Origin of the sequence: Duganella sp. Root198D2 (assembly GCF_001428585.1) — a bacterium.
Lineage (GTDB): Bacteria > Pseudomonadota > Gammaproteobacteria > Burkholderiales > Burkholderiaceae_D > Rugamonas.
In genome coordinates this window covers 13,371-34,433 of record NZ_LMIC01000019.1, presented here as the reverse complement: position 1 = coordinate 34,433, position 21,063 = coordinate 13,371, and the positions used below count along the sequence as shown (strand labels likewise).

Annotated in this window: 25 protein-coding genes; 18 read left to right on the top strand and 7 right to left on the bottom strand. The window is 61.6% G+C overall.

Annotated features, from left to right (window positions below; genetic code table 11):
• The first annotated feature begins 43 nt into the window (after positions 1-43).
• Entirely contained in the window at positions 44-2,371 is a 2,328-nt protein-coding gene (gene metE / locus ASE26_RS17080) for a 5-methyltetrahydropteroyltriglutamate--homocysteine S-methyltransferase (RefSeq protein WP_057246608.1), read from the top strand.
• On the opposite strand, the gene ASE26_RS17075 is transcribed toward metE, so the two are convergent.
• From ASE26_RS17075 to ASE26_RS17065, 3 genes are read right to left on the bottom strand one after another with little or no spacing between them, the layout of a single operon-like run.
• A complete protein-coding gene (locus ASE26_RS17075; protein ID WP_055927077.1) occupies positions 2,361-2,849 on the bottom strand; it encodes a GNAT family N-acetyltransferase in 489 nt (162 codons plus the stop codon). The genes metE and ASE26_RS17075 overlap by 11 nt on opposite strands.
• On the bottom strand, positions 2,849-3,178 hold the full coding sequence (locus tag ASE26_RS31210; RefSeq protein ID WP_200953772.1) for a hypothetical protein: 330 nt from the start codon (positions 3,176-3,178) through the stop codon (positions 2,849-2,851). The genes ASE26_RS17075 and ASE26_RS31210 overlap by 1 nt, the downstream gene beginning before the upstream one ends.
• 2 nt (positions 3,179-3,180) lie before the next feature.
• On the bottom strand, positions 3,181-3,567 hold the full coding sequence (locus ASE26_RS17065; protein WP_055927080.1) for a RidA family protein: 387 nt from the start codon (positions 3,565-3,567) through the stop codon (positions 3,181-3,183).
• A 114-nt stretch (positions 3,568-3,681) separates the two neighbouring features.
• Here ASE26_RS17065 and ASE26_RS17060 point away from each other — a divergent pair, with 114 nt between their 5' ends.
• The 5 genes from ASE26_RS17060 (at position 3,682) to minE (ending at position 6,196) form a co-directional block, all read left to right on the top strand.
• The gene (locus ASE26_RS17060; protein ID WP_055927083.1) at positions 3,682-3,876 is read left to right on the top strand and encodes a type II toxin-antitoxin system VapB family antitoxin; all 195 of its coding nucleotides are present in this window, start codon (positions 3,682-3,684) and stop codon (positions 3,874-3,876) included.
• A gap of 19 nt (positions 3,877-3,895) precedes the next feature.
• A complete protein-coding gene (locus ASE26_RS17055; RefSeq protein WP_229207081.1) occupies positions 3,896-4,261 on the top strand; it encodes a PIN domain nuclease in 366 nt (121 codons plus the stop codon).
• An 82-nt stretch (positions 4,262-4,343) separates the two neighbouring features.
• Complete coding sequence (gene minC / locus ASE26_RS17050; protein WP_055927086.1) at positions 4,344-5,108, top strand: septum site-determining protein MinC; 765 nt, start codon at positions 4,344-4,346, stop codon at positions 5,106-5,108.
• Positions 5,109-5,129: 21 nt separating this feature from the next.
• Positions 5,130-5,945: a septum site-determining protein MinD gene (minD, locus tag ASE26_RS17045; protein WP_055927089.1), complete on the top strand. Its 816-nt coding sequence runs from the start codon at positions 5,130-5,132 to the stop codon at positions 5,943-5,945.
• Positions 5,945-6,196 carry a cell division topological specificity factor MinE gene (minE, locus tag ASE26_RS17040; RefSeq protein WP_055927094.1) on the top strand — a complete coding sequence of 84 codons (252 nt, stop codon included), beginning with the start codon at positions 5,945-5,947 and terminating at the stop codon, positions 6,194-6,196. Before minD ends, minE begins: the two co-directional genes overlap by 1 nt.
• Before the next feature lie 15 nt (positions 6,197-6,211).
• Here minE and ASE26_RS17035 read toward each other — a convergent pair whose 3' ends face one another.
• Positions 6,212-6,706: a hypothetical protein gene (locus ASE26_RS17035; RefSeq protein ID WP_055927097.1), complete on the bottom strand. Its 495-nt coding sequence runs from the start codon at positions 6,704-6,706 to the stop codon at positions 6,212-6,214.
• A 207-nt stretch (positions 6,707-6,913) separates the two neighbouring features.
• Between ASE26_RS17035 and ASE26_RS17030 the strand changes: the two genes are divergently transcribed.
• From ASE26_RS17030 to ASE26_RS17000, 7 genes are all read left to right on the top strand, one after another.
• The gene (locus ASE26_RS17030) at positions 6,914-7,603 is read left to right on the top strand and encodes a response regulator transcription factor (RefSeq protein WP_055927100.1); all 690 of its coding nucleotides are present in this window, start codon (positions 6,914-6,916) and stop codon (positions 7,601-7,603) included.
• Between the two features lie 54 nt (positions 7,604-7,657).
• Positions 7,658-8,932, top strand: coding sequence for a glutamyl-tRNA reductase (hemA, locus tag ASE26_RS17025; RefSeq protein WP_055927104.1), 1,275 nt, complete (start codon positions 7,658-7,660; stop codon positions 8,930-8,932).
• A gap of 66 nt (positions 8,933-8,998) precedes the next feature.
• Positions 8,999-10,075, top strand: coding sequence for a peptide chain release factor 1 (gene prfA, locus ASE26_RS17020; protein WP_055927107.1), 1,077 nt, complete (start codon positions 8,999-9,001; stop codon positions 10,073-10,075).
• Positions 10,076-10,207: 132 nt separating this feature from the next.
• Positions 10,208-10,681 (top strand): disulfide bond formation protein B, encoded by a 474-nt coding sequence (locus ASE26_RS17015; protein WP_082507175.1) that lies wholly within the window; start codon positions 10,208-10,210, stop codon positions 10,679-10,681.
• Positions 10,678-11,508 (top strand): peptide chain release factor N(5)-glutamine methyltransferase, encoded by an 831-nt coding sequence (gene prmC / locus ASE26_RS17010; RefSeq protein WP_055927110.1) that lies wholly within the window; start codon positions 10,678-10,680, stop codon positions 11,506-11,508. Before ASE26_RS17015 ends, prmC begins: the two co-directional genes overlap by 4 nt.
• 110 nt (positions 11,509-11,618) lie before the next feature.
• The gene (gene gshA / locus ASE26_RS17005) at positions 11,619-13,211 is read left to right on the top strand and encodes a glutamate--cysteine ligase (protein ID WP_055927113.1); all 1,593 of its coding nucleotides are present in this window, start codon (positions 11,619-11,621) and stop codon (positions 13,209-13,211) included.
• 3 nt (positions 13,212-13,214) lie between these two features.
• Complete coding sequence (locus ASE26_RS17000) at positions 13,215-14,222, top strand: histone deacetylase family protein (RefSeq protein ID WP_055927117.1); 1,008 nt, start codon at positions 13,215-13,217, stop codon at positions 14,220-14,222.
• Positions 14,223-14,224: 2 nt separating this feature from the next.
• Here ASE26_RS17000 and ASE26_RS16995 read toward each other — a convergent pair whose 3' ends face one another.
• Positions 14,225-15,541 carry an ATP-binding protein gene (locus ASE26_RS16995; RefSeq protein ID WP_055927120.1) on the bottom strand — a complete coding sequence of 439 codons (1,317 nt, stop codon included), beginning with the start codon at positions 15,539-15,541 and terminating at the stop codon, positions 14,225-14,227.
• Complete coding sequence (locus tag ASE26_RS16990) at positions 15,541-16,281, bottom strand: response regulator (protein ID WP_055927123.1); 741 nt, start codon at positions 16,279-16,281, stop codon at positions 15,541-15,543. The genes ASE26_RS16995 and ASE26_RS16990 overlap by 1 nt, the downstream gene beginning before the upstream one ends.
• A 153-nt stretch (positions 16,282-16,434) precedes the next feature.
• Here ASE26_RS16990 and ASE26_RS16985 point away from each other — a divergent pair, with 153 nt between their 5' ends.
• The 5 genes from ASE26_RS16985 to ASE26_RS16965 all read left to right on the top strand — a co-directional run bounded on the left by ASE26_RS16985 (position 16,435) and on the right by ASE26_RS16965 (position 19,089).
• Positions 16,435-17,136 (top strand): cytochrome c biogenesis CcdA family protein, encoded by a 702-nt coding sequence (locus tag ASE26_RS16985; RefSeq protein WP_055927380.1) that lies wholly within the window; start codon positions 16,435-16,437, stop codon positions 17,134-17,136.
• Between the two features lie 2 nt (positions 17,137-17,138).
• Positions 17,139-17,657 carry a thioredoxin family protein gene (locus ASE26_RS16980; RefSeq protein ID WP_055927125.1) on the top strand — a complete coding sequence of 173 codons (519 nt, stop codon included), beginning with the start codon at positions 17,139-17,141 and terminating at the stop codon, positions 17,655-17,657.
• Positions 17,658-17,811: 154 nt separating this feature from the next.
• Complete coding sequence (locus tag ASE26_RS16975) at positions 17,812-18,240, top strand: organic hydroperoxide resistance protein (RefSeq protein WP_055927128.1); 429 nt, start codon at positions 17,812-17,814, stop codon at positions 18,238-18,240.
• A gap of 55 nt (positions 18,241-18,295) precedes the next feature.
• Positions 18,296-18,595, top strand: a complete 300-nt coding sequence (locus tag ASE26_RS16970) for a DUF4148 domain-containing protein (protein WP_055927132.1) — start codon at positions 18,296-18,298, stop codon at positions 18,593-18,595.
• Positions 18,596-18,636: 41 nt separating this feature from the next.
• A complete protein-coding gene (locus ASE26_RS16965; RefSeq protein WP_055927134.1) occupies positions 18,637-19,089 on the top strand; it encodes a GNAT family N-acetyltransferase in 453 nt (150 codons plus the stop codon).
• Between the two features lie 32 nt (positions 19,090-19,121).
• Here the strand turns inward: ASE26_RS16965 and ASE26_RS16960 are convergent, their stop codons facing one another.
• A complete protein-coding gene (locus ASE26_RS16960; protein WP_055927383.1) occupies positions 19,122-21,002 on the bottom strand; it encodes a potassium transporter Kup in 1,881 nt (626 codons plus the stop codon).
• Positions 21,003-21,063: the final 61 nt, after the last annotated feature.

Genomic DNA, 21,063 nt, shown 5'->3' with positions numbered 1-21,063 from the left:
GCCGCAAACTGTACTTCACCAATATTTCTTAAGCATGACAAAAATGAAACTAGTTCAAACTCATATCCCAGGCTTTCCACGCATCGGTGCAGCGCGTGAACTGAAGTTCGCTTTGGAGCGCTTTTGGCGCGGTGAACTGCCGGAATCCGCGCTGCAAGACACAGCCAGCAATCTCCGTGCCCGGCACTGGGCGACCCAGCGCCAGCATGAGCTGGATTTCGTGACTGTCGGCGATTTCGCCTTCTACGACCACGTGGCAAACCACATCCAGCTGTTTGGCTGCGAGCCGGCACGCTTTGGCTTTAAGGGCAGCGAATCGCCGCTGGCGCGCTATTTCGCCATGGCGCGTGGCGACGGTGCACATGAAGGATGCGGCTGTGGCCACAATGGTGCAGCGCTGGAAATGACCAAATGGTTCGACACCAATTACCACTACCTGGTGCCTGAGTTCAACGAGTCCACCGAGTTCGAGTTGCACGGCAAGCGCTTGCTGGATGAAGTCGCAGAAGCGCACGCCACCGGCCAGCCGGTCAAAGCTGTTTTGCTCGGTCCCCTGACCTTCCTTTGGCTCGGCAAGGAACGCGATGCGGCCACCGGTTTCAATCGCCTCGACCTGCTCGACCGCCTGCTGCCGCAGTACAGCCGGCTCCTGATGCAGTTGCGTGCCGCTGGTGCCGAGTGGGTGCAACTGGACGAACCTATCCTTGGCCTCGACCTGCCGATCGCCTGGCGCAACGCCTTTGAACCGGCTTACTGGCTCCTCAACCAGGCCGGTGCGCAACTGATGGCCGCCACTTACTTCTCGCCCCTTGAGGAGAATGTCAGCCTGGCCTGCCGCCTGCCGGTCGCCGGCCTGCACGTCGACGCCGTGCGCGCTGCCAGCGAGCTGACCAGCGTGGCCGACTGGCTGCCGGCACATAAGGTGCTGTCGATCGGCATCATCGATGGGCGCAACATCTGGCGGGCCGACATGGATGCCAGCCTCGCGACGCTGCTGCCGATTATCGCCAAGCGTAGCGGCCCGGTCTGGCTTTCCACGTCCTGCTCCTTGCTGCACGTGCCGTACAGTCTGGCGACCGAGACAACGCTGGACGAGGAAGTTCGACCATGGCTGGCCTTTGCGGAAGAAAAGCTGGCTGAGCTGGCACTGCTCAAAGCCGCATTGTCTGCGGACGAACGCGTGTCCGGCCAAGTCGCACGGGGGTTTGCCGAAGCGCGCGCGGCGCTTGCCAGCCGCCGCTCGAGTACCCGTGTGCATAAAGCGGAAGTCGCGGCACGCATCGCGGCATTCGCCGCCGACACGGCGAGCTCGCGCCGCAACTCGCCGTTTGCACAGCGCCAGCAGATGCAGCGCGAACGCCTGGCGCTGCCGGCATTCCCAACCACGACGATCGGCTCGTTCCCGCAAACGCAGCAGATCCGCACCGCACGCGCAGCCTTCAAGCGCGGAGAACTGGCTCCGCAGGATTACCAGCAGGCGATGCGCGAAGAAATCGAACATGCCATCCGCCGGCAGGAAGAACTTGGCCTGGACGTCCTGGTACATGGCGAAGCCGAGCGCAACGACATGGTGGAATACTTCGGCGAACAGTTGGAAGGATTCACGTTCACGGCCAACGGTTGGGTGCAATCCTACGGCTCGCGCTGCGTGAAGCCGCCAATCATTTACGGCGATGTCCAGCGCCCGCAAGCGATGACCGTGCATTGGGCCGCGTATGCACAGAGCCTGACCGCCAGGCCAGTGAAAGGCATGCTGACCGGCCCGGTCACGATCCTGCAATGGTCCTTCGTGCGCGACGACCAGCCGCGCTCCGACACCGCGCAGCAAATCGCCGCCGCCATCCGCGATGAGGTGCACGACCTGGAAAACGCAGGCATTGCCATCATCCAGATCGACGAGCCGGCCTTGCGCGAGGGCCTGCCGCTGCGCCGCAGCCGCTGGGATGCCTACCTTGCATGGGCAAGCAAAGCCTTCCGCATCAGCGCCGCTGTCGCCGATGATGCGACGCAGATCCACACCCATATGTGCTACGCCGAGTTCAACGACATCCTGCCAGCGATTGCCGCGCTGGATGCCGATGTGATCACGATCGAGTCAAGCCGCTCCGCGATGGAGCTGCTGGGCGGCTTCGCCAGCTTCCGCTACCCGAACGAGATCGGGCCCGGCGTGTACGACATCCACTCGCCGCGCGTACCGGGCAGCGATGAGATGGTCGCATTACTGCGCAAGGCCGCGAAAGTGGTGCCGTCCTCTCAACTCTGGGTCAATCCCGATTGCGGCCTGAAAACCCGCGCCTGGCCAGAAACGTCGGCGGCGCTGAAAAACATGGTCGCCGCCGCCCAAAGACTTCGCGCAGAGATTACTGCATAGAGTAGATCCAACGGACAACGGCCTCGCCATCCGAGTCGACAACTGTTTCCTGCGCGGAGAAACCCAGGCGGGAAACGACCTTTGACGAGGCAGCGTTGGATGGCAGGATTTCGGCAACCACCTGGCGCACGCCACAGTCCTTTGCCGGCAAAGCCAGAAGCTGGCCGATGGCAGCAGTCGCAACCCCGCGGCCTCGCGCAGGCTTGGCGACGCCGTAAGCGATCTCAACATCGCCATTAGTAGGCGGCCCTTTGAATGTGCATCCCCCAAGGACCATGCCTTCTGGCCGCGCGATGATCAGGAATGGCACGCACCATAAGTCCGGCACGCCGGCCTCAAGCTGCTTGAGCGCGCGGGCCGCAACGTGCGGTGGCGGAAGCGCCCCTTCCAGGGTTTCAGCGAAATAGTCGGCAGACTTCGACTCCGACAAGCCAAGTAATTCCTGGCGAGTGAGCTGTACCAATTCGATCTCGAGCATTATTTTTCACCACCAACAAAGTGCAGCGCCTCATGTGCCAGGTCTCGCCATTGACCGGTCGAGTTTGGGTGAAGCGCCAGCCACTCCTTCATCAATCGCCCGTGGCCTGGGTCGAACTGATGGCCGATGCCCAAGGCCTCGAGCTCTTCGACCCGCCCGCGCGGCAGTTTGACCACGAATTCATCGGCCGCCGATACCATGGCAAAGATCTTCCCATTGACCTTCAACGCTGAAGAACCGAAACCTTTTTTGACACCTTGCCCAAAGTCGACACTGGGCACGACTGCAAAGGTTTCCGCCAGCGCGGCAAAGCGCGACGTGTTATCCATGATCAGCCCTTCAAAACCGCGATCGCATTTATCGTCAGGCGCGCGCCCGGCTTGGGCAACGCCGCAACGCCGATGACGGTGCGGGCCGGATATGGCTCGGAAAACTGCTCGGCATAAGCCCGGTTCATTTCCGCAAAGTCCGCAATGTCCACCAGGTTGACCTGGATGTGCACCACGTCGTCCAGACTTGCGTTGGCGGCTGCCAGCATGGCCTCGATGTTTCTCAGGGTCTGCCTGGTTTGGGTATAGGCGTCCGGCCCGGCAAGCTGTCCCGTTGCTGGATCAACACCGGGTGAACCCGAGATGAAAACCTGCCCGCCGGCCTTGACTGCATGGCTGTAAGGGCCGATTGGCGGGAAAAGGTTTGTTTCAACGTATATTTTAGGCATAGCTAAAGATAAAAAATTAATATTTTGAAAAGAATAGCATGCGTCCCATCTCTTATTTGCACCGGAAACAGTGCGGGCCTAGTATGTGTATAAGACCAACCGTGAGTACACACCATGCGCACTAACATCGAGATAGATGACGAATTGATGAATGACGCATTGCGACTAACTGGCGTGGCTACCAAGCGCGAAGCAGTCGAAATGGGCCTTCGAACACTGTTGCGCCTAAAGCAACAGGAGGAGATCCGACGTTTCAAAGGCAAGTTGCCGTGGGAGGGTGATCTCGACGCAATGAGGATCGATAAATGATCCTGGTTGATTCCAGCGTTTGGATCGACTATTTCCGCGGCGACGCGACGCCCAATTCGAGCGTCTTGATCGGCTGCTTGGACATGAACCCATCGCGACTGGCGACCTGATTCTGGCTGAAGTGCTGCAGGGATTCCGGCGCCAGCGCGACTTCAATCAAGCGAGAAAGTTGCTCTTGACCCTGGAATTAATCGATATCGGCGGTGTCGAGATTGCAATCCAGGCGGCCACGAATTTTCGCAGATTGCGATCACTTGGCGTCACAGTCCGGAAAACCATCGACACATTGATCGCTACACGCTGCATTGAATCGCACTATGCATTGCTCTACAGCGACCGGGATTTCGCACCGTTCGTCGACCATTTGGGCCTGCAAGCCGCATAAACACTAGGCTCCCCTCCCCAAGCAAGCTTAAGCAAAGTACAATGCACCCAGCCTGGGCCCAGCCCGTTACTTTGCGATTGTCATGCCTAAGAGTACGTTCCAGAAGCCTATCGAAATCAAGATTTCCACCGTTGTCGCCGTGTCCGCCATCATGTACACGAGCGATCTCGTCGCCCTCGACGCCGCCATGCATGAGATGACCGGCGGCGTTTCCGATTTCTTCGAAGGGGACCTGGCCGTCATCGACATCGGTGACCTGGCGCCGGGCTGCGAACGCATTGACTGGGCGGCAACCATCGCCCTCCTGAAAAAATACCGCCTGAATCCGGTGGCTGTGCGCAACGCCAAGCCGGACATGGTGGAAGAAATCCAGCAACACGGCCTGCAACTGGACAGCGGCAAGCGCGAAGAAACGCCGCCCCCTGCCCCGAAACCAGCGCCAGCTCCGGCCCCTGTGCCGGTCCCGGGTCCTGCCAAAACGGCGGCGCCGGCGGCACCAGCTTTCAGCGGTACCATGATCATCGACACCCCGGTCCGGGCCGGCCAGCGCATCTATGCGCGCGGCGGCGACCTGATCGTGATGGCCGTCGTCAACAACGGCGCCGAGATCATCGCGGATGGCAGTATTCACGTTTACAACACTTTGAACGGCCGTGCCCTGGCAGGCGCCTCCGGCGACGCTTCGGCCCGTATTTTCGCTATGTCGATGAGCCCTGAGCTGGTCTCGATCGCAGGTGTTTATCGTACTTTTGAAGATGGTTTCCCGACCGAAAACGCACGCAAGCCGGTACAAATCCGACTAAACGGCGAAAGTCTGGATATACAATCTGTCAATTCCGCAAAATAACAGTTCAGTAAAGGATTCTTTGTGGCACGAATTATTGTAGTTACGTCCGGCAAGGGCGGTGTCGGCAAAACGACTTCCAGCGCCAGCTTCTCCACCGGCCTCGCCATGCGCGGCCACAAAACCGTCGTCATCGATTTTGACGTCGGCCTGCGCAACCTGGACCTGATCATGGGTTGCGAACGACGCGTTGTGTATGACCTGATCAACGTGGTGCATAAAGAAGCGACCCTGAACCAGGCCCTGATCAAGGACAAGCACTGCGAGAACCTGTACATCCTGCCGGCGTCCCAGACCCGCGACAAGGATGCCCTGACGGAAGACGGCGTGGAAGGCGTGCTGGCTGAGCTGATCAAGATGGACTTCGAGTACATCATCTGCGACTCGCCCGCCGGTATCGAACACGGCGCCCTGATGGCGCTGACCTTCGCCGACGAAGCCCTGATCGTGACCAACCCGGAAGTGTCGTCGGTGCGTGACTCCGACCGCATCCTGGGCATCATCCAGGCCAAGTCGCGCCGCGCACTGTCCGGCGGCGAACCAGTCAAGGAACACCTGTTGATCACCCGTTACTCGCCGAAGCGCGTAGAAGCGGGCGAGATGCTGTCATTTGAAGACGTGCAAGAAATCCTGCGCATTCCTTTGATCGGCATCATCCCTGAGTCGGAGCAGGTACTGCATGCTTCCAACCAGGGTAACCCGGCAATCCACTTCAAGGGAACCGATGTGGCCGAAGCCTACACCGACGTGGTGGCGCGCTTCCTGGGCGAAGAAGTTGAGCTGAAGTTTACCGACTATGAAAAGCCTGGTTTCCTGAAGCGTATCTTTGGAGCTAAATAATGGCCCTGCTTTCTTTCCTGTTCCAGAACAAGCCGAAAACGGCCAGTGCGGCGAAGGAGCGCTTGCAGATCATCATCGCTCGCGAGCGCAACGGCCGCGCCGGTCCGGACTTCATGCCGGCGCTGCACAAAGAGCTGGTCGACGTGATTTCGAAGTACACCAAGGTGTCGGCCGACGATATCAAGATCTCGCTGGATCGCCAGGGCAACCTGGAAGTTCTTGATGTGAACGTGGTCCTGCCGGACGCCTGAACGCTTCCTTGTGGCTTACGCCTTGGCGTGAGCCGCAATGACCTGCCTTGCCACCTTGGCGCAGGCTTCCACGTGCTGGTAGCCAATCTGCCGGAAGGCGAAGAAACCAATAGTAGCTGAAGCAATTTGACCAGCAATAGGCACCAGTTTGCCCGCCTGTTTGACTGCAATCTTGCCCGCGCTGCGCTTCAGCACCGCCCCGACCAGTTCGCGCGTGACGACTTTCCCTACCAGCATCCCGCCCAAGCTGATGACCGCCTCGTACGCAATGAGCTTCAACTTGGGCTGCATGCGGTCGATCTGGTCCGGCGACAGGCCGAATTCGTGGTTCACATCATCGATCAACTGGGTGAACAGGCGCAGGTCCGACACCACGTCGATCCCGGGGATCGGCACCGCCGCCACCCCGGCTGAAACTGCGGCGCGACGCCGCACCAGGCGCCGGCAGCGCTCACGTACTGCATCGATATCTGCCTCGGTGGAGGGCAGCACAGTCCAGTCATTTTTCATGTTTTTGCTCCCCAATCGACTTGCAAAATAAGACCTGCTCCATTGTGCTAGCCGCCCAAGCAGTGTACCGTGTGATGGAGGCGCAGCCTCGCACGGGACCCGGCAGAGTAGTACCATACGGCAATCTTTGATCAAATTGGTAACTATTTCTTGTAAATCTCTGTTATATTCGTGTGACTGCTTCTTAACATTTTGCTGTAAAGAACCATGAGAATCGTTGTCCTTGATGCTGACCGAAGCCAGGCGGACCTGATCTGCCAGGTCCTGACTTCCGCTGGTCATGCCTGCCATGGTTACCAGACGGCCAAGGACTTGCTGGCCAATATGCGCAAGGACAGCGTCGACATGCTGATCCTCGACTGGCAGGTTACCGATATGGATCCTGCCGAGGTAATTCGCAAGGCCCGCGAAAAGCTGCCTGAAACCGGCCCCGTGATGTTCCTGACCACCAGTTCCGGCGAAGACGATATCGTGGCCGGCCTGTCGGTGGGCGCCGAAGACTTCCTGGTCAAACCGCTGCGCCGCGCCGAATTGGTGGCGCGCGTGCAAGCCCAGTTGCGCCTGGCCTACCCGAGCCAGAACGGCGCCGAGCAGTTGCAGTTCGGACAATACGTCTTCGAAACCCGCCCCGGACGCTTGTTGATGGACGGGCAAGTGCTGGACGTCACCCACAAAGAGTTCTACCTGGCGCTGCTGTTTTTCCGCAACATTGGCCGCCCATTATCGCGCGCCTACATCCACGAAGCGGTCTGGATCCGCGAAACCGAGGTGCCGTCGCGCACCATGGATACCCACGTTTCGCGCGTCCGCAATAAATTGCAACTGAAGCCGGAAAACGGCTTCCGCCTGGTGCCGGTCTACAGCTACGGCTACCGGCTGGAAAAGCTCGGTTCCTGAGAGGGAAACCGGCGCAAGGTATAATGGCGTCTGGAATCTTCCGTCTGGACCAAGATGCAACTTCTCGCCGTCGGCCTCAACCACACCACTGCACCCGTCGCCCTGCGCGAACGGCTGGCGTTCGCGCCTGAGCAGCTCGGTACCGCGGTTGCTGCGGCGCGCAACTGGTTTGCCTGCGCGGATTCGAAAGGCGGCGACGAAGCGGCCATCCTGTCCACCTGCAATCGCACCGAGCTCTATGCGGCCAGCAATGCTGCCAACCCGCTCGACGCCGGCGCGCAATTCCTGGCCGATTTCCACAAACTGAATTATTCCGAGCTGCGCCCGCACCTGTACATGCTGCCGCAGCACGATGCCGTGCGCCATACCTTCCGCGTCGCTTCCGGCCTGGATTCAATGGTGCTGGGCGAGACCCAGATCCTGGGCCAGATCAAGGACGCCATCCGCACCGCCGACGAAGCTGGCGGCTTGGGCACCTACCTGCACCAGCTGTTCCAGCGCAGCTTCTCGGTTGCCAAGGAAGTGCGCAGCACCACAGAAATCGGCGCGCACAGCGTGTCGATGGCCGCTGCGGCGGTGCGCCTGTCGCAACGCATTTTCGACAAGATCTCCGAGCAGAACGTGCTGTTCATCGGCGCCGGTGAAATGATCGAGCTGTGCGCCACGCACTTCGCGGCGCAGAATCCGAAATCGATTACGGTAGCCAACCGCACCATGGAACGCGGCGAGGCGCTGGCGCACCGCTTCAATGGCAAGGCCATGCGCCTGGCCGAACTTGGCAGCCAGCTGCAGCAATACGATATCGTCATTTCCTGCACCGCTTCGTCGCTGCCGCTGATCGGGCTGGGCATGGTGGAGCGCGCCATCAAGGCGCGCCGCCACAAGCCTATTTTCATGGTCGACCTGGCTGTGCCGCGCGATATCGAGCCGGAAGTGGGCCGCCTGAACGACGTCTTCCTGTACACCGTGGACGACCTGGGCAAGGTGGTGCAGACCGGCATGGAAAATCGCCAGGCCGCGGTGGCACAGGCGGAAGCGATTATCGAAACCCGCGTGCAGTCTTTCATGCACTGGATCGATGACCGCGCCGTGGTGCCGGTGATCCAGGGCCTGCAGGAAAACAGCGAAGTGATTCGCCTGCTGGAACTGGAACGCGCACGCAAGCTGCTGGCCAAAGGTGAATCGGTCGATGCAGTGCTGGAGGCGCTCTCCAAAGGCCTGACCGCAAAGTTCATGCACGGACCGCAGCAAGCGCTGCACCGCGCCCAGGGCGACGAACGCGCCCAGCTGGCCGAACTGCTGCCACAACTGTTCCGCGGCCGCCGTTAGCGGCGCCCCACTCCCTGCTGCCGCTCACCGCGGCTACCCGTGTTACCCCATCGAATTCAGGAACGTATGAAACCATCAATGCTGGCCAAGCTGGACCAACTGGCAAACCGCCTTGTCGAACTGGACGAACTGCTGATGTCCGAAGGTGCGACGTCGAATATGGACAGCTACCGCAAGATGACGCGCGAGCACAGCGAGCTGCAGCCGCTGGTGGCGCTGTACAAGGATTACCTGCAAGTGCTGGGCGATATCGAGGATGCGCAAGCCATGCTGTCGGATCCGGACATGAAGGAATTCGCGCAGGAAGAAATCGAAGCCGGCAAGGCCCGCCTGGGCGGGCTCGAGCTGGACCTGCAGAAGATGCTGCTGCCGAAGGATGAAAACGACGAGCGCAATATCTTCCTCGAGATTCGCGCCGGCACGGGTGGAGACGAATCGGCGCTGTTTGCGGGCGACCTGCTGCGCATGTACACACGCTTTGCCGAACGTTCGCGCTGGCAGGTGGAGATCGTGTCGGCATCCGAGAGCGATCTGGGCGGCTACCGCGAGGTGATCGCGCGCATTATCGGCAATGGCGCCTACTCCAAGCTGAAGTTCGAATCGGGCGGCCACCGCGTGCAGCGGGTGCCGGCAACGGAAACCCAGGGCCGCATCCACACCTCCGCCTGCACGGTGGCGGTGATGCCGGAGGCAGACGAAGTGGAAGACGTGCATATCAACCCGGCCGACCTGCGCATCGACACTTATCGCGCATCCGGCGCCGGCGGGCAGCACATCAACAAGACCGATTCGGCGGTGCGCATCACCCACCTCCCGTCGGGCATCGTGGTGGAGTGCCAGGACGACCGCTCGCAGCACAAGAACAAGGCTTCGGCGATGAAGGTGCTGGCGGCGCGCATCAAGGACGTGCAACTGCGCGAGCAGCAGTCGAAAGAAGCGGCCACCCGCAAGAGCCTGATCGGCTCCGGCGACCGCAGCGAGCGCATCCGCACTTACAACTTTCCGCAAGGCCGCATGACCGACCACCGCATCAACCTCACGCTGTACAAGCTCGACATGATCATGGACGGCGACCTGAGCGAACTGACCACCGCCCTGAACACCGAGCACCAGGCCGAACAGCTCGCCGCTTTGGGCGACTAAGATGAAAGTCGGGGTCAGCTCCGGCAATCGGACATGAAGCTCCTCGAGAAGCCGGAGCTGACCCCGACTTAGTTTAAGGAAGCCTTCAGCGCTTTGTGCGAGAATTGGCCGGACTTTAACCTTGATAACTTGATGACGATGAGCAACCGTAATGTACTGCTGGCGATCGCCTTTGTGAGCTTTGGCATGATCGGCGCGGCGGTGTATCTGCAGCACGTCCTGTACCTGATGCCTTGCCCGCTGTGCGTGATACAGCGCTACCTGTTCATCGCGATCGGCTTCGCGGCTTTGATCGGTGCCTTTACGACCAAGCCAAAGATTGCGGCTGGCGTTGGCTTGCTTGCTGCGCTGGGCGGCATGGGCGTGGCAATCAAGCAGTTGTGGATCCTGGCCCACCCTGGCCTGTCCTGCGGCATCGATCCAATGGAAACGATGCTGAACAAGATCCCGACCTCGGAATACCTGCCGTGGCTGTTCTACGCGGAAGGCCTGTGCCAGGACGCGAATGAAAAATTCTTTGGCCTGGTGATCCCGATGTGGTCCTGCATCTGGTTCGGCATCCTGGCCATCGTCAGCGCGTGGCTGCTGCTGCGTAAGCGCGCATGAAAGACCAGGTCATGGCCGGCATCACGCTTGGCGCCTTGCAGCGCAAGCCTCTGCTCGATCCGGTCGACCAGCGCATCCTGGTTTGCCATGCGCTGGGCATCACCCGCACGGCGCTGATTACCCAGTCCGAGCGCGTGCTGAGCGCCGACGAGGCGGCGCGCGTGTCGGCCCTGCTGCAGCGGCGCCATGATGGCGAGCCGGTGGCCTACATCGTCGGACAGCGCGAATTTTTCGGCCTCGATTTTGAAACTACCCCGGCGGTATTGATCCCGCGTCCCGATACGGAACTGCTGGTGGAACTGGCGCTGGTACGCTTGCCGCCGCGCGGCAAGGTGCTGGACATGGGCACCGGCAGCGGCGCCATCGCCGTGGCCATCGCCCATAGCAGGCCGGATGCCGGCGTGACGGCGCTGGACGTGAGCCGGCAAGCATTGGCCGTGGCCGCGCGCAATGCGCAGCGCAACAACGCCGCAGTACGCTTCCTGCACAGCGACTGGTACGCTGCCGTGGAAGGCGAGCAGTTCGACCTGATCGTTTCCAACCCTCCCTATATCGCGGATGGCGACCGCCACCTCGCCGAAGGCGACCTGCGTTTCGAACCCAGCGGCGCGCTGACCGATTTTGCGGATGGCCTGAGCGCCCTGCGCACCATCATTGCCGGCGCCCCGGCCAAACTGGCGCCCGGTAGCTGGCTGCTGATGGAACATGGCTACGACCAGTCGGTCGCCGTGCGCGCGCTGCTGTTGTCATCCGGTTACACTGATGTGCAAAGCTGGCAAGATTTGGCGGGCATCGAACGGGTCAGCGGCGGCCGCCGGCCCGGGTAAAATACGGCAACATGCGGCTTCCGGGCCGTTTTTGGCGGCCATCGTACGCGCTTTTCGGTTTTCGGTTAATCTCGCACCAATTTGATTTGCTGCATCGGAAAGGAAGCAAATTGTCCAATCTATTGACGCGCCGCCTGGCCTTGTTGGCCGACGATAAGCACCGCGCGGTGCTGGGCGGCGGCCTGCGCGGCATTGAGCGGGAAACCTTGCGTGTACAAGCGGATGGCCACCTGGCGCGTACGCCCCATCCCCAGCCATTGGGCTCGGCCCTGACGCACCCGCACATCACCACCGATTACGCTGAGACCCTGCTGGAGTTCATCACGCCGGCGGAGCATGACATCAAGACCACGCTGGAAAAACTGGATGCGATCCACCGCTTCAGCTACACCAGGTTGGGCAATGAGCTGATCTGGAGCCAGTCCATGCCGTGCGAGCTGCCGGCCGAAGAGGACATCGAGATCGCCTGGTACGGCAAGTCCAACCTGGGCATGTTGAAGCACGTCTACCGCCGCGGCCTGGCCCTGCGCTACGGCAAGGCGATGCAGTGCATCGCCGGCATCCACTACAACTATTCGCTGGACGAGCGCCTGTGGCGCATCCTGGCCGAGAACGAGGGCGCGACCCACGTTACGCCGAAAGCCTACCAGTCGGAAGCCTACCTGGCGACGATCCGCAATTTCCGCCGCTATAGCTGGCTCTTGATGTACCTGTTCGGCGCATCGCCGGCGCTGGCGGAAGGCTTCCTGCGCGGCCGTCCGCACAAGCTGGAAAAGCTGTCGGGCGATACGCTGTACCTGCCGTATGCGACCAGCCTGCGCATGAGCGACCTGGGTTACCAGAACGAGGCGCAATCCGGCCTGCATCCGCATGAGAACAGTTTGGATTCCTATGTGGCCACGCTGACCAAGGCGGTCAACCAGCCATACGAGCCGTATGCCAAGGTCGGCACCAAGGTCAATGGCGAGTGGGTCCAGCTGTCGACCAATGTGATCCAGATCGAGAACGAGTATTACTCGACGATCCGTCCCAAGCGCGTGATCAATACCGGCGAGCGCCCGATCCAGGCGCTGTGCAACCGCGGCGTGCAGTACATTGAGGTGCGCTGCATGGACGTGGACCCGTTCGAGCCGGTCGGCATCAATGTGCAGACTGGCCGCTTCCTCGATGTGTTCCTGCTGTTCACCGCGCTGGAAGAAAGCCCGCTGATCACGCCGGAACACGGTGCACTGCTGGCACGCAATTTCGCACGCACCGTGAAGGAAGGCCGTCGGCCAGGATTGACCCTGACCCGCGACGGTGAGGAAGTCACGCTGAAGGAATGGGGCCTGGACCTGCTGGAGCGCTTCAAGCCGGTGGCGGAACTGCTGGACCGCGAACACGGCGGCCGCGAGCACAAGGCAGCCCTGGAAGCGCAGGCCGCCAAGCTGCACGACCCGGAGACCACGCCTTCGGCACGCGTACTGCAGGCGCTGCGCGCGAACGGCAAGTCGTTCACCGCTTTCGGCCTGCACCAGAGCGAGAAGCATGCGGCTTACTTCCGCAGTCATCCGCCGAGCGCGGAAGATGTGGCGCGCTTCACCGACATGGCGCGCGCCTCCATCGCGGAGCAGGAAGAACTGGAACGCACCCAGACCGGCAGCTTCGACGATTACGTCAAGGCCTACCGCGCCAGCAACCTGTGCCCGAACCAGTGCACCTGACCCTTGCTCACCTTCTTTAACGAACAGCACGCGCAACAATTTGGCGGTACGGACCAGCGGGTCAAGGCCGTACAAGCCGAATTGGAGCGGCGCGGGCTGGGCGCAATCGTTACCCCGCAAAGCGTGCCGTTGACGGCGCTGGAGCGCACGCACAGCCCGCGCTACCTGGCCTTCCTGCGTAACGCGTGGAGCGAAGCGCAGGCGTTGAAGGAGTTCATCGGCAAGCCTGTGATCGCGCCCAGGCAGCTCGCGGTGCGCACCATGCGCACCGATATCGAGCCGGACGATTTCCTGGCCCGTCTTGGCCTGTATTCGATGGATACCGTCACCGGCATCGGCCCCGGCACCTGGAGCGCGGCGAAAGGCGGTGCCGACTGCGCGGTCAATGCGGCGCACGCTTTGCGCGTCGGTGAGCGCGGCACCTTTGTGCTGACGCAGCCGCAAGGCCATCACGCTGGCGCCGATTTTTGCGGCGGCTACTGCTACCTGAATAATGCGGCGCTGGCGGCCCAGCACCTGCTGGATGACGGCATGTCCAAGGTCGCCATCCTCGACCTCGACTACCAGCACGGCAACGGCGCACAGGGCATTTTCTACGAGCGGGGCGACGTGCTGTGCCTGTCGATCCACGCCGAGCCGCGAACAACCTTCCCCTTCTACTGCGGCCATGCCGACGAAACCGGCGCCGGTCCCGGACTTGGCTACAACGTCAATATCCCGCTGGCGACGGACGCCAATGCGCAGGCCTGGTTCGCCGCGCTGGAGACGGCTTGCGTACGCTTGTCGATGTACCGGCCGGAGGCGCTGGTGGTGGCGCTGGGCGGCAGTATCTTCCACGGCGAACAGCATGGCGGCTTTGGGTTGACTGCCGCCGACTTCCTGCGCCTGGGCGAACGCCTGGCCTGGCTTGGCATTCCCACGTCCTTCCAGCTCGAAGGCGGCACGCCGCTGCGCGAACTGGGCACCAACATCGTCAACGTGCTGGAAGGCTTCGACTGCGCAATGGTCTAGGCTTAGCCGGGCAGCGCCAGCCGCGCTTCCAGGCCGCCGCCTTCGCGCTGGTGCAGCGTCAAACTGCCGCCCATGGCGGTTGCGAGCTGGCGGGCGATTGCCAGGCCCAGGCCGGTGCCGCCGGTCTCCCGGCTGCGTGAGGATTCCAGCCGCACGAAGGGCTCGAAGACGGCTTGCAGCGATTCGGCCGGGATGCCCGGGCCCCGGTCCAGTACCTGGATCAGGATGCCGCCGCGATCGGCTTGCGCGCCATCCGCCCGCGCAACGTGCACCTCGGCGCTGCCGCCAAACTTCAGCGCATTGTCGATCAGGTTGCCCAGCACGCGTCTCAATGCTTGCGGGCGCAACTCCATCGGCTGGCCGACCGCACCGTGCAACGTGACGTCCTGGCCGGCGTCGGCGTAGTCATGCACCATGCTGTCGAGCAGTGCGTCCGGGTCGATGCGCGTCGCCGCTTCGGAAGTACCGTGCAGGGTACGCGCATAGGCCACGCCTTCCTTCACCAGCTGCTCCATCGCTTGCAGGTCCTGCCGCAGTTTGGATTGCTGCGCCTCGTCATCCATCATGTCGACACGTAAGCGCATACGCGTTATCGGGGTCTGCAGGTCGTGCGAGATCGAGGCAAGGATCTGGATACGTTCAGCCATATAGCCGGCGATGCGCTGCTGCATGGCGTTGAAGGCGCGCGCCGCACGTGCGACTTCGGATGGCCCGCTTTCCGGCAGGTGGGCACCCTGCATGGCGGGGCCGAGCGCATCGGCGGCCAGCGCCAGCTGTTCCAGCGGCCGCGTCGCCAGCCGCACCGCCAGCCAGCAGCACAAGGCAAACACTGCAAGCTGCGCCACCATCAGGGCGCCAAACCACGGCGACATCGGCACGCTGCGCATGGGACGGAAATCGATCGTCAGCGGCATGCCATCGCTTAATCGCAGGTGTACCTGATAGCGTTCGTGCTCGCCGAGGATCTGGTGCACAGTCAGCTTGTACTTCTTGCCGACACCTTCCTCAAACGAGCGCACTGCATTCGCCTCCAGCACGTCCAGGTGCGGCAGTGATTCATCGCATTCCTCCAGCCTGAATTCATAGCTGCGGCGCGCCAGGCGCGGCAGCCATTGCGCACGTTGCGCGGCTGGCAAGGCGTCGAGCAAGGCCACTGAAGTCGTGACCTCGCGTTCGATATAACCCATCATCATGTTGGTGGTCGCCTCGTTCCGCTCGCGCATGGTGAGCCAGAACGACAAGCCTTGCGCCACTGCTATCCCTAGGCACAGCAGCAGGGCAAGGCGCGCGAACAGGGAGCGTGGCCAATGCGGGCGCATCACAGCTCCCCTGCGGCCAGCGTGACGGTAGCCGAGAAGACATAGCCTTCGCTGCGCAAGGTCTTGATGTAGCGTGGTTCGCGCGCGGTGTCGCGCAGGCGCTGGCGTACGCGGCTTACCAACAGGTCGATCGAGCGGTCGAACTGGTCGGCATTGCGGCCCTGGGTCAGGTTCAGCAGCTGGTCGCGCGTCAACACGCGCTGCGGATGGTCGAGGAAGACGCGCAGCAGGCGGTATTCGGCACCGCTCAACGCCACTTGCGTGCCGTCCGCGTCCAGCAGGTGGCGCGCCACCGTGTCGAGGCGCCAGTCGCCGAAGGCCAGCATCGGCACCGATTCGTTGACCTGCATATTTGGCGGCAGCATGCGCGTGCGGCGCAGCACGGCGTTGATACGTGCCAGCAGTTCGCGCACGGCGAAGGGCTTGGGCAGGTAATCGTCGGCACCCATTTCAAGGCCGATGATGCGGTCGGTCTCGTCGTTGCGCGCGGTCAGCATCAGCACCGGGACGGCCTTGTGCTTGCCGGCGCGCAGGTCGCGGCACAGGGCCAGGCCGTCTTCGCCGGGCAGCATCAGGTCCAGCACGACCAGGTCCGGCGTGTCGTCCTCAATCACGGTGCGCATCTGGCGGCCGTTGGCTGCCAGAGAAGTGCGCAGGCCGTTTTTCTGTAAATAGGCACCGATCAACTCGCGGATATCGCGGTCGTCGTCAACGATCAGGATGTGGTCTTGGTTTTCCATGGAGCCATGATACCCAATGCCCGGCCGGGATTTGTATCCCAGTGTGTACAGCCGGAGCAGGTACACAAAACATTGCACACGAGGGGGTGCGGCGAAATATGCCGGATACCTGAGGGCGGTCCAATGGAGTCATTCCAAAACACGGAGCTGACCATGACCAACCCGCTCGACACTCCGCTGGCCTTCCTGGCCGGCCTGCTGACCATCGCCTCGCCATGCGTGCTGCCGATGCTGCCCATCCTGCTGGGCTCCGGCGTCAACCAGCGCAACCGCCGCCGCCCGCTGTTCATCGTGGCCGGCTTCATCCTGAGCTTTGCCAGCTTCGCCATGCTGCTGGGCGTGGTGTCGGCCACCATCGACGTGGCGCAGGAGGTGCTGCGCAATACCGCCATCGCCCTGCTGGCCCTGTCCGGCCTGTTCCGCCTGTGGCCGGCGCCTTATGAATGGCTGATCGCACGCCTGCCGGGCCGCCATGCCAGTGCCGCGCCGCGCGCAGATGACGGCAGCAACGGCGGCGCGTTCCTGCTCGGGATATCGCTGGGCGCGGTATGGACGCCGTGCGCCGGCCCGGTGCTGGCTTCCATCCTGGTGCTGGTGGTCAAAGCGCAGGACCCGGCCTGGTCGGCCCTGCTGCTCACCCTGTACGCCATCGGCGCTGCCGTGCCCATGCTCGGGATCATTTACGGCGGCCAGTACGCCACCCAGCGGGTGCGCTCCGTGGCCCGCCACGCCCAGCGCCTGCAGCAAGTCTTCGGCGTGCTGGTGGTGGTCACCGCCATCGCGATCTACCTGCAATACGACACCCTGGCCTATTCCTGGGCCGCCCAACACCTCCCAACCCTGAAAGGACTGTGAATATGAAGAACACCATGAAATTCCTGGCTGCCGCCGCAACCCTGTTCGGCGCAAGCGCCGGCGCCAGTGCCGCAACTGCCCCGTTCGAAGCGCCCGAATTCAGCGGCATTGCCCAGTGGCTCAACAGCGAGCCGCTGACGATGAAACAACTGCGTGGCAAGGTGATACTGGTTGATTTCTGGACCTATGACTGCATAAACTGTATCAACACCCTGTCGCATGTCGTGCAGTGGCACGACAAGTACAAGGACAAGGGCTTGGTCGTGGTCGGCGTCCATACGCCGGAGTACGCTTTCGAGCGCAAGACCGAGAATGTGCGCACCGCGTTGAAGCGGTTCGACATACGTTATCCAGTTGCGCAGGACAACCGCTACGCAACCTGGAACGCGTACAACAACCGCTACTGGCCAGCTTTCTATCTTGTCAACAAGAAGGGCCAGGTGGTGTACACCCACTTCGGTGAAGGCCAGTACGAGCAAACCGAAGCGCGGATCCAGCAACTGCTGGCTCAAACCGAGTGAGTTCAGGATGAGCGAAAAATTCTTTAAAAATAGCTTGCAATTGAATCGCACACTACCTATAGTGTGGACATGGGCAGCAAACAAGGCCCCGGAAACTGGAAACAAATAGCACGCTAGTTAATCGCTCACTACTCACTAAAAGGAAAACATCATCATGGCAAAGATCTCCAACATCCTGTACCGCGCAAACGCAACCTCCACCGGCGGCCGCGAAGGCAAATCCAGCTCCAGCGACAACGCACTGGACGTCAAGCTGACCACTCCAAAAGAACTGGGCGGCAATGGCGCGTTCGGCACCAATCCGGAGCAACTGTTCGCAGCCGGCTACTCGGCCTGCTTCATCGGCGCCCTGAAGTTCGTTGGCGGCCGCGACAAGATCGCCGTACCGGCTGACGCTTCGATCAACGCCACCGTCGGCATCGGCCCGATCGAGACCGGCTTCGGCATTGAAGTGGAATTGAAGATTTCCCTGCCAGGCGTAGACCGCGCCACCGCAGAAAAACTGGTGAACGCCGCCCACATCGTCTGCCCGTACTCGAACGCGACACGCGGCAACATCGACGTCACCCTGACCATCGTATAAGCCAACCAGGACCCGGCAGCACAAGCGGCCGGGTCCACCTAAGAGGAGAAATATCATGAAAGCATTTGCAACCATCATCGCTTCCGCCGCCCTGGCCCTCTCCACTGCCGCCCAGGCAGCGCCACCTGATAGCAACAGCGGCGAAGGCTACCAGGCCGACACCAGTTTCATGTCGACCAAAACCCGCGCAGAAGTAAAGGCTGAGACCATCGCCGCCCTGCAGCGCGGTGAAATCCTGAACGGCGAACTGTATCCGCTGGACTTTGCCGCCCCAACCCGCGGTAAAACCCGCGCCCAGGTGAAAGCCGAACTGGCCCTGGCCCTGCGCAATGGCGAGATCCGCATCGATCAATAAGCTGGCATAAAATGGTCGCCTCCCACCTAGCGAGGCGACCAATGATTGAATGGCAGTGGCAGGACTTTAACAGCATCCCCAATGCAGACCTGTATGAAATGCTACGGCAGCGGCAGGAGGTGTTCGTCATCGAACAGCAGTGTTTTTACTCCGATATGGACGGCTATGATGCGGCCGCCCACCACCTGCTCGGCTGGCAAACGGTTGACGGCAAGCGTACGCTGGCCGCCTACCTGCGCTGCATCGCGCCGGGCATCAAATATCCTGAAATGGCGCTGGGGCGCGTGTTGACGGCGCAGGCTGCTCGCGGCAGTGGCGCTGGGCGCGCGTTGATCGCGGAAGGCATCCGCAACGCGGAAGCGCTGCATCCCGGCCACCGCATTCGTATCGGCGCCCAGGCCCACCTGGAAAAATTCTATGGCAGCTTCGGCTTCAAAGCAGTCGGCGAGCCCTATGACGAGGACGGCATCGCGCACCTGGAGATGCTGCGCTAAGCGAAAAAAACGGCCCGCAGGCCGTTTTTTTTTTAGATCTCCACTTGCGTGCCGAGTTCGATGACGCGGTTTGGCGGGATCTGGTAGTAGTCCGCCGCCGCGCGTGCATTGCGCGACATCGCCACGAACAGGTGCTCGCGCCATGGCGCCATGCCATCGCCCGGCGACGAGATCACGGTCTGGCGCGCGATGAAGAAGGACGTTTCCATCATCTCAAACTTCAGGCCTTTTTCTTCGCACAGGGCCATGATGGCCGGCACATCCGGCTCATCCTTGAAGCCGTAATTGATACTCAGCTGGTAGCATTCGTGGCCCAGGGCCGTGACGCGTACCTGTTCCGAAGGCGGAACGTAAGGCTCTTCCACGATATGCACGGTGAAGAACACCACGCGTTCATGCAGCACCTTGTTGTGCGACAGGTTGTGCAGCAGCGCGTGCGGCACGCCATCGCTCTCGCCGCGCAGGAACACCGCGGTACCCGGCACGCGGGTCGGCGGCGCCATGAACAGGGAGTTCAGGAATTCTTCCAGCGGGATGGCGTGCTTTTCCAGGTTCTTGAACACCAGCTCGCGGCCGGTGCGCCAGGTCAGCATGGTGGTGAACAGCGCAGTACCAAGCAGCAGCGGGAACCAGCCGCCGTGGAACAGCTTCAGTGCGGAAGACGAGAACAGCATCACGTCCATCACGATGAAGAAGCCGGTCGCGCCGAAACACAGCGCCAGCGGCAGGTGCCAGCGGTAGCGGATCACGAAGAAGGTCAGGATGGTGGTGGCGAACATGGTCGCGGTCACGGCGATACCGTAGGCGCTGGCCAGGTTATCCGAGCTCTTGAAGCTGATCACTGCAATCAGCACCACGATCAGCTGCAGCCAGTTCACCACAGGGATATAAATCTGGCCGATCTCGCTGGCGGAGGTGTGCTGCACGCGCATGCGCGGCAGCATGCCGAGCGCAATCGCCTGCTTGGTCATCGAGAATGAACCGGAAATCGTGGCTTGCGATGCGATCACCGCGGCAGCCGTGGACAGCACCACCAGCGGGTACACGCTCCACGCGCCCAACTGGTTGAAGAATGGGTTGGAGATGGCTTCAGGGCTGCGGATCAGCAGCGCGCCCTGCCCCAGGTAGTTCAGGATCAGCGATGGGAAGCAGACCCAGAACCAGGCCATGCGGATCGGCTTCTTGCCGAAGTGGCCCATATCGGCATACAGCGCTTCAGCGCCGGTAATGGCCAGCACCACCGCGCCCAGCGCAACGAAGGCGATGAAGCCGTTGTCGCGCATGAAGATGATGGCATAGTAAGGATTCAGCGCCGAAAGGATGGCCGGGGTGTCGATGATGTTCACCACGCCCATGGCGGCCAGCACGACAAACCAGATCAGCATGATCGGCCCGAAGAACCGGCCAATGCCGGCCGTGCCATGGCGCTGCACCGAGTACAGCGTCACCAGCACGACAATGGTCAGCGGCACCACATATTGTGCCAGGCCCGGTGCCGCAACTTCCAGGCCCTCGATCGCGCCCAGCACGGAAATGGCTGGGGTGATGACGGAGTCGCCATAGAACATGGTGGCGCCAAAGGTGCCGATCAGCAGTAGCGGGAAGTGTGCTTTCGGCGCGGCCTTGTTGACGGAATTGAGGGCCAGCGCCATCAGCGCCATGATGCCCCCTTCGCCACGGTTGTCGGCGCGCAGCACCAGGCTGACGTACTTGAGCGAGACGATCAGCGTCAGGCTCCAGAAGATCAGGGAAATGATGCCCAGCAGGTTGGGTTGGTTGAGGGCCAGCCCGTGGGTCGGGTCGAAGACGGTTTTGAGGGTATAGAGAGGGCTGGTGCCGATATCGCCGTAGACGATGCCAATGGCGGCCAGCGTCAGTGCAGCTACGCTGCTTTTCTTATGTTGTGACAAGATTCCACCCAAAATTGGTTTTGGTGCATCGCACAATAGGCCAACTATAGGCCTTTTGCAAGTT

Bases quoted from the DNA above. Each gene is read 5' to 3' on its own strand.
- metE (WP_057246608.1), top strand. From the start codon at position 44: ATGAAACTAGTTCAAACTCATATCCCAGGCTTTCCACGCATCGGTGCA.
- ASE26_RS17075 (WP_055927077.1), bottom strand. From the start codon at position 2,849: ATGCTCGAGATCGAATTGGTACAGCTCACTCGCCAGGAATTACTTGGC.
- ASE26_RS31210 (WP_200953772.1), bottom strand. From the start codon at position 3,178: ATGGATAACACGTCGCGCTTTGCCGCGCTGGCGGAAACCTTTGCAGTC.
- ASE26_RS17065 (WP_055927080.1), bottom strand. From the start codon at position 3,567: ATGCCTAAAATATACGTTGAAACAAACCTTTTCCCGCCAATCGGCCCT.
- ASE26_RS17060 (WP_055927083.1), top strand. From the start codon at position 3,682: ATGCGCACTAACATCGAGATAGATGACGAATTGATGAATGACGCATTG.
- minC (WP_055927086.1), top strand. From the start codon at position 4,344: ATGCCTAAGAGTACGTTCCAGAAGCCTATCGAAATCAAGATTTCCACC.
- minE (WP_055927094.1), top strand. From the start codon at position 5,945: ATGGCCCTGCTTTCTTTCCTGTTCCAGAACAAGCCGAAAACGGCCAGT.
- ASE26_RS17035 (WP_055927097.1), bottom strand. From the start codon at position 6,706: ATGAAAAATGACTGGACTGTGCTGCCCTCCACCGAGGCAGATATCGAT.
- ASE26_RS17030 (WP_055927100.1), top strand. From the start codon at position 6,914: ATGAGAATCGTTGTCCTTGATGCTGACCGAAGCCAGGCGGACCTGATC.
- hemA (WP_055927104.1), top strand. From the start codon at position 7,658: ATGCAACTTCTCGCCGTCGGCCTCAACCACACCACTGCACCCGTCGCC.
- prfA (WP_055927107.1), top strand. From the start codon at position 8,999: ATGAAACCATCAATGCTGGCCAAGCTGGACCAACTGGCAAACCGCCTT.
- ASE26_RS17015 (WP_082507175.1), top strand. From the start codon at position 10,208: ATGACGATGAGCAACCGTAATGTACTGCTGGCGATCGCCTTTGTGAGC.
- prmC (WP_055927110.1), top strand. From the start codon at position 10,678: ATGAAAGACCAGGTCATGGCCGGCATCACGCTTGGCGCCTTGCAGCGC.
- ASE26_RS16995 (WP_055927120.1), bottom strand. From the start codon at position 15,541: ATGCGCCCGCATTGGCCACGCTCCCTGTTCGCGCGCCTTGCCCTGCTG.
- ASE26_RS16990 (WP_055927123.1), bottom strand. From the start codon at position 16,281: ATGGAAAACCAAGACCACATCCTGATCGTTGACGACGACCGCGATATC.
- ASE26_RS16985 (WP_055927380.1), top strand. From the start codon at position 16,435: ATGACCAACCCGCTCGACACTCCGCTGGCCTTCCTGGCCGGCCTGCTG.
- ASE26_RS16980 (WP_055927125.1), top strand. From the start codon at position 17,139: ATGAAGAACACCATGAAATTCCTGGCTGCCGCCGCAACCCTGTTCGGC.
- ASE26_RS16975 (WP_055927128.1), top strand. From the start codon at position 17,812: ATGGCAAAGATCTCCAACATCCTGTACCGCGCAAACGCAACCTCCACC.
- ASE26_RS16970 (WP_055927132.1), top strand. From the start codon at position 18,296: ATGAAAGCATTTGCAACCATCATCGCTTCCGCCGCCCTGGCCCTCTCC.
- ASE26_RS16965 (WP_055927134.1), top strand. From the start codon at position 18,637: ATGATTGAATGGCAGTGGCAGGACTTTAACAGCATCCCCAATGCAGAC.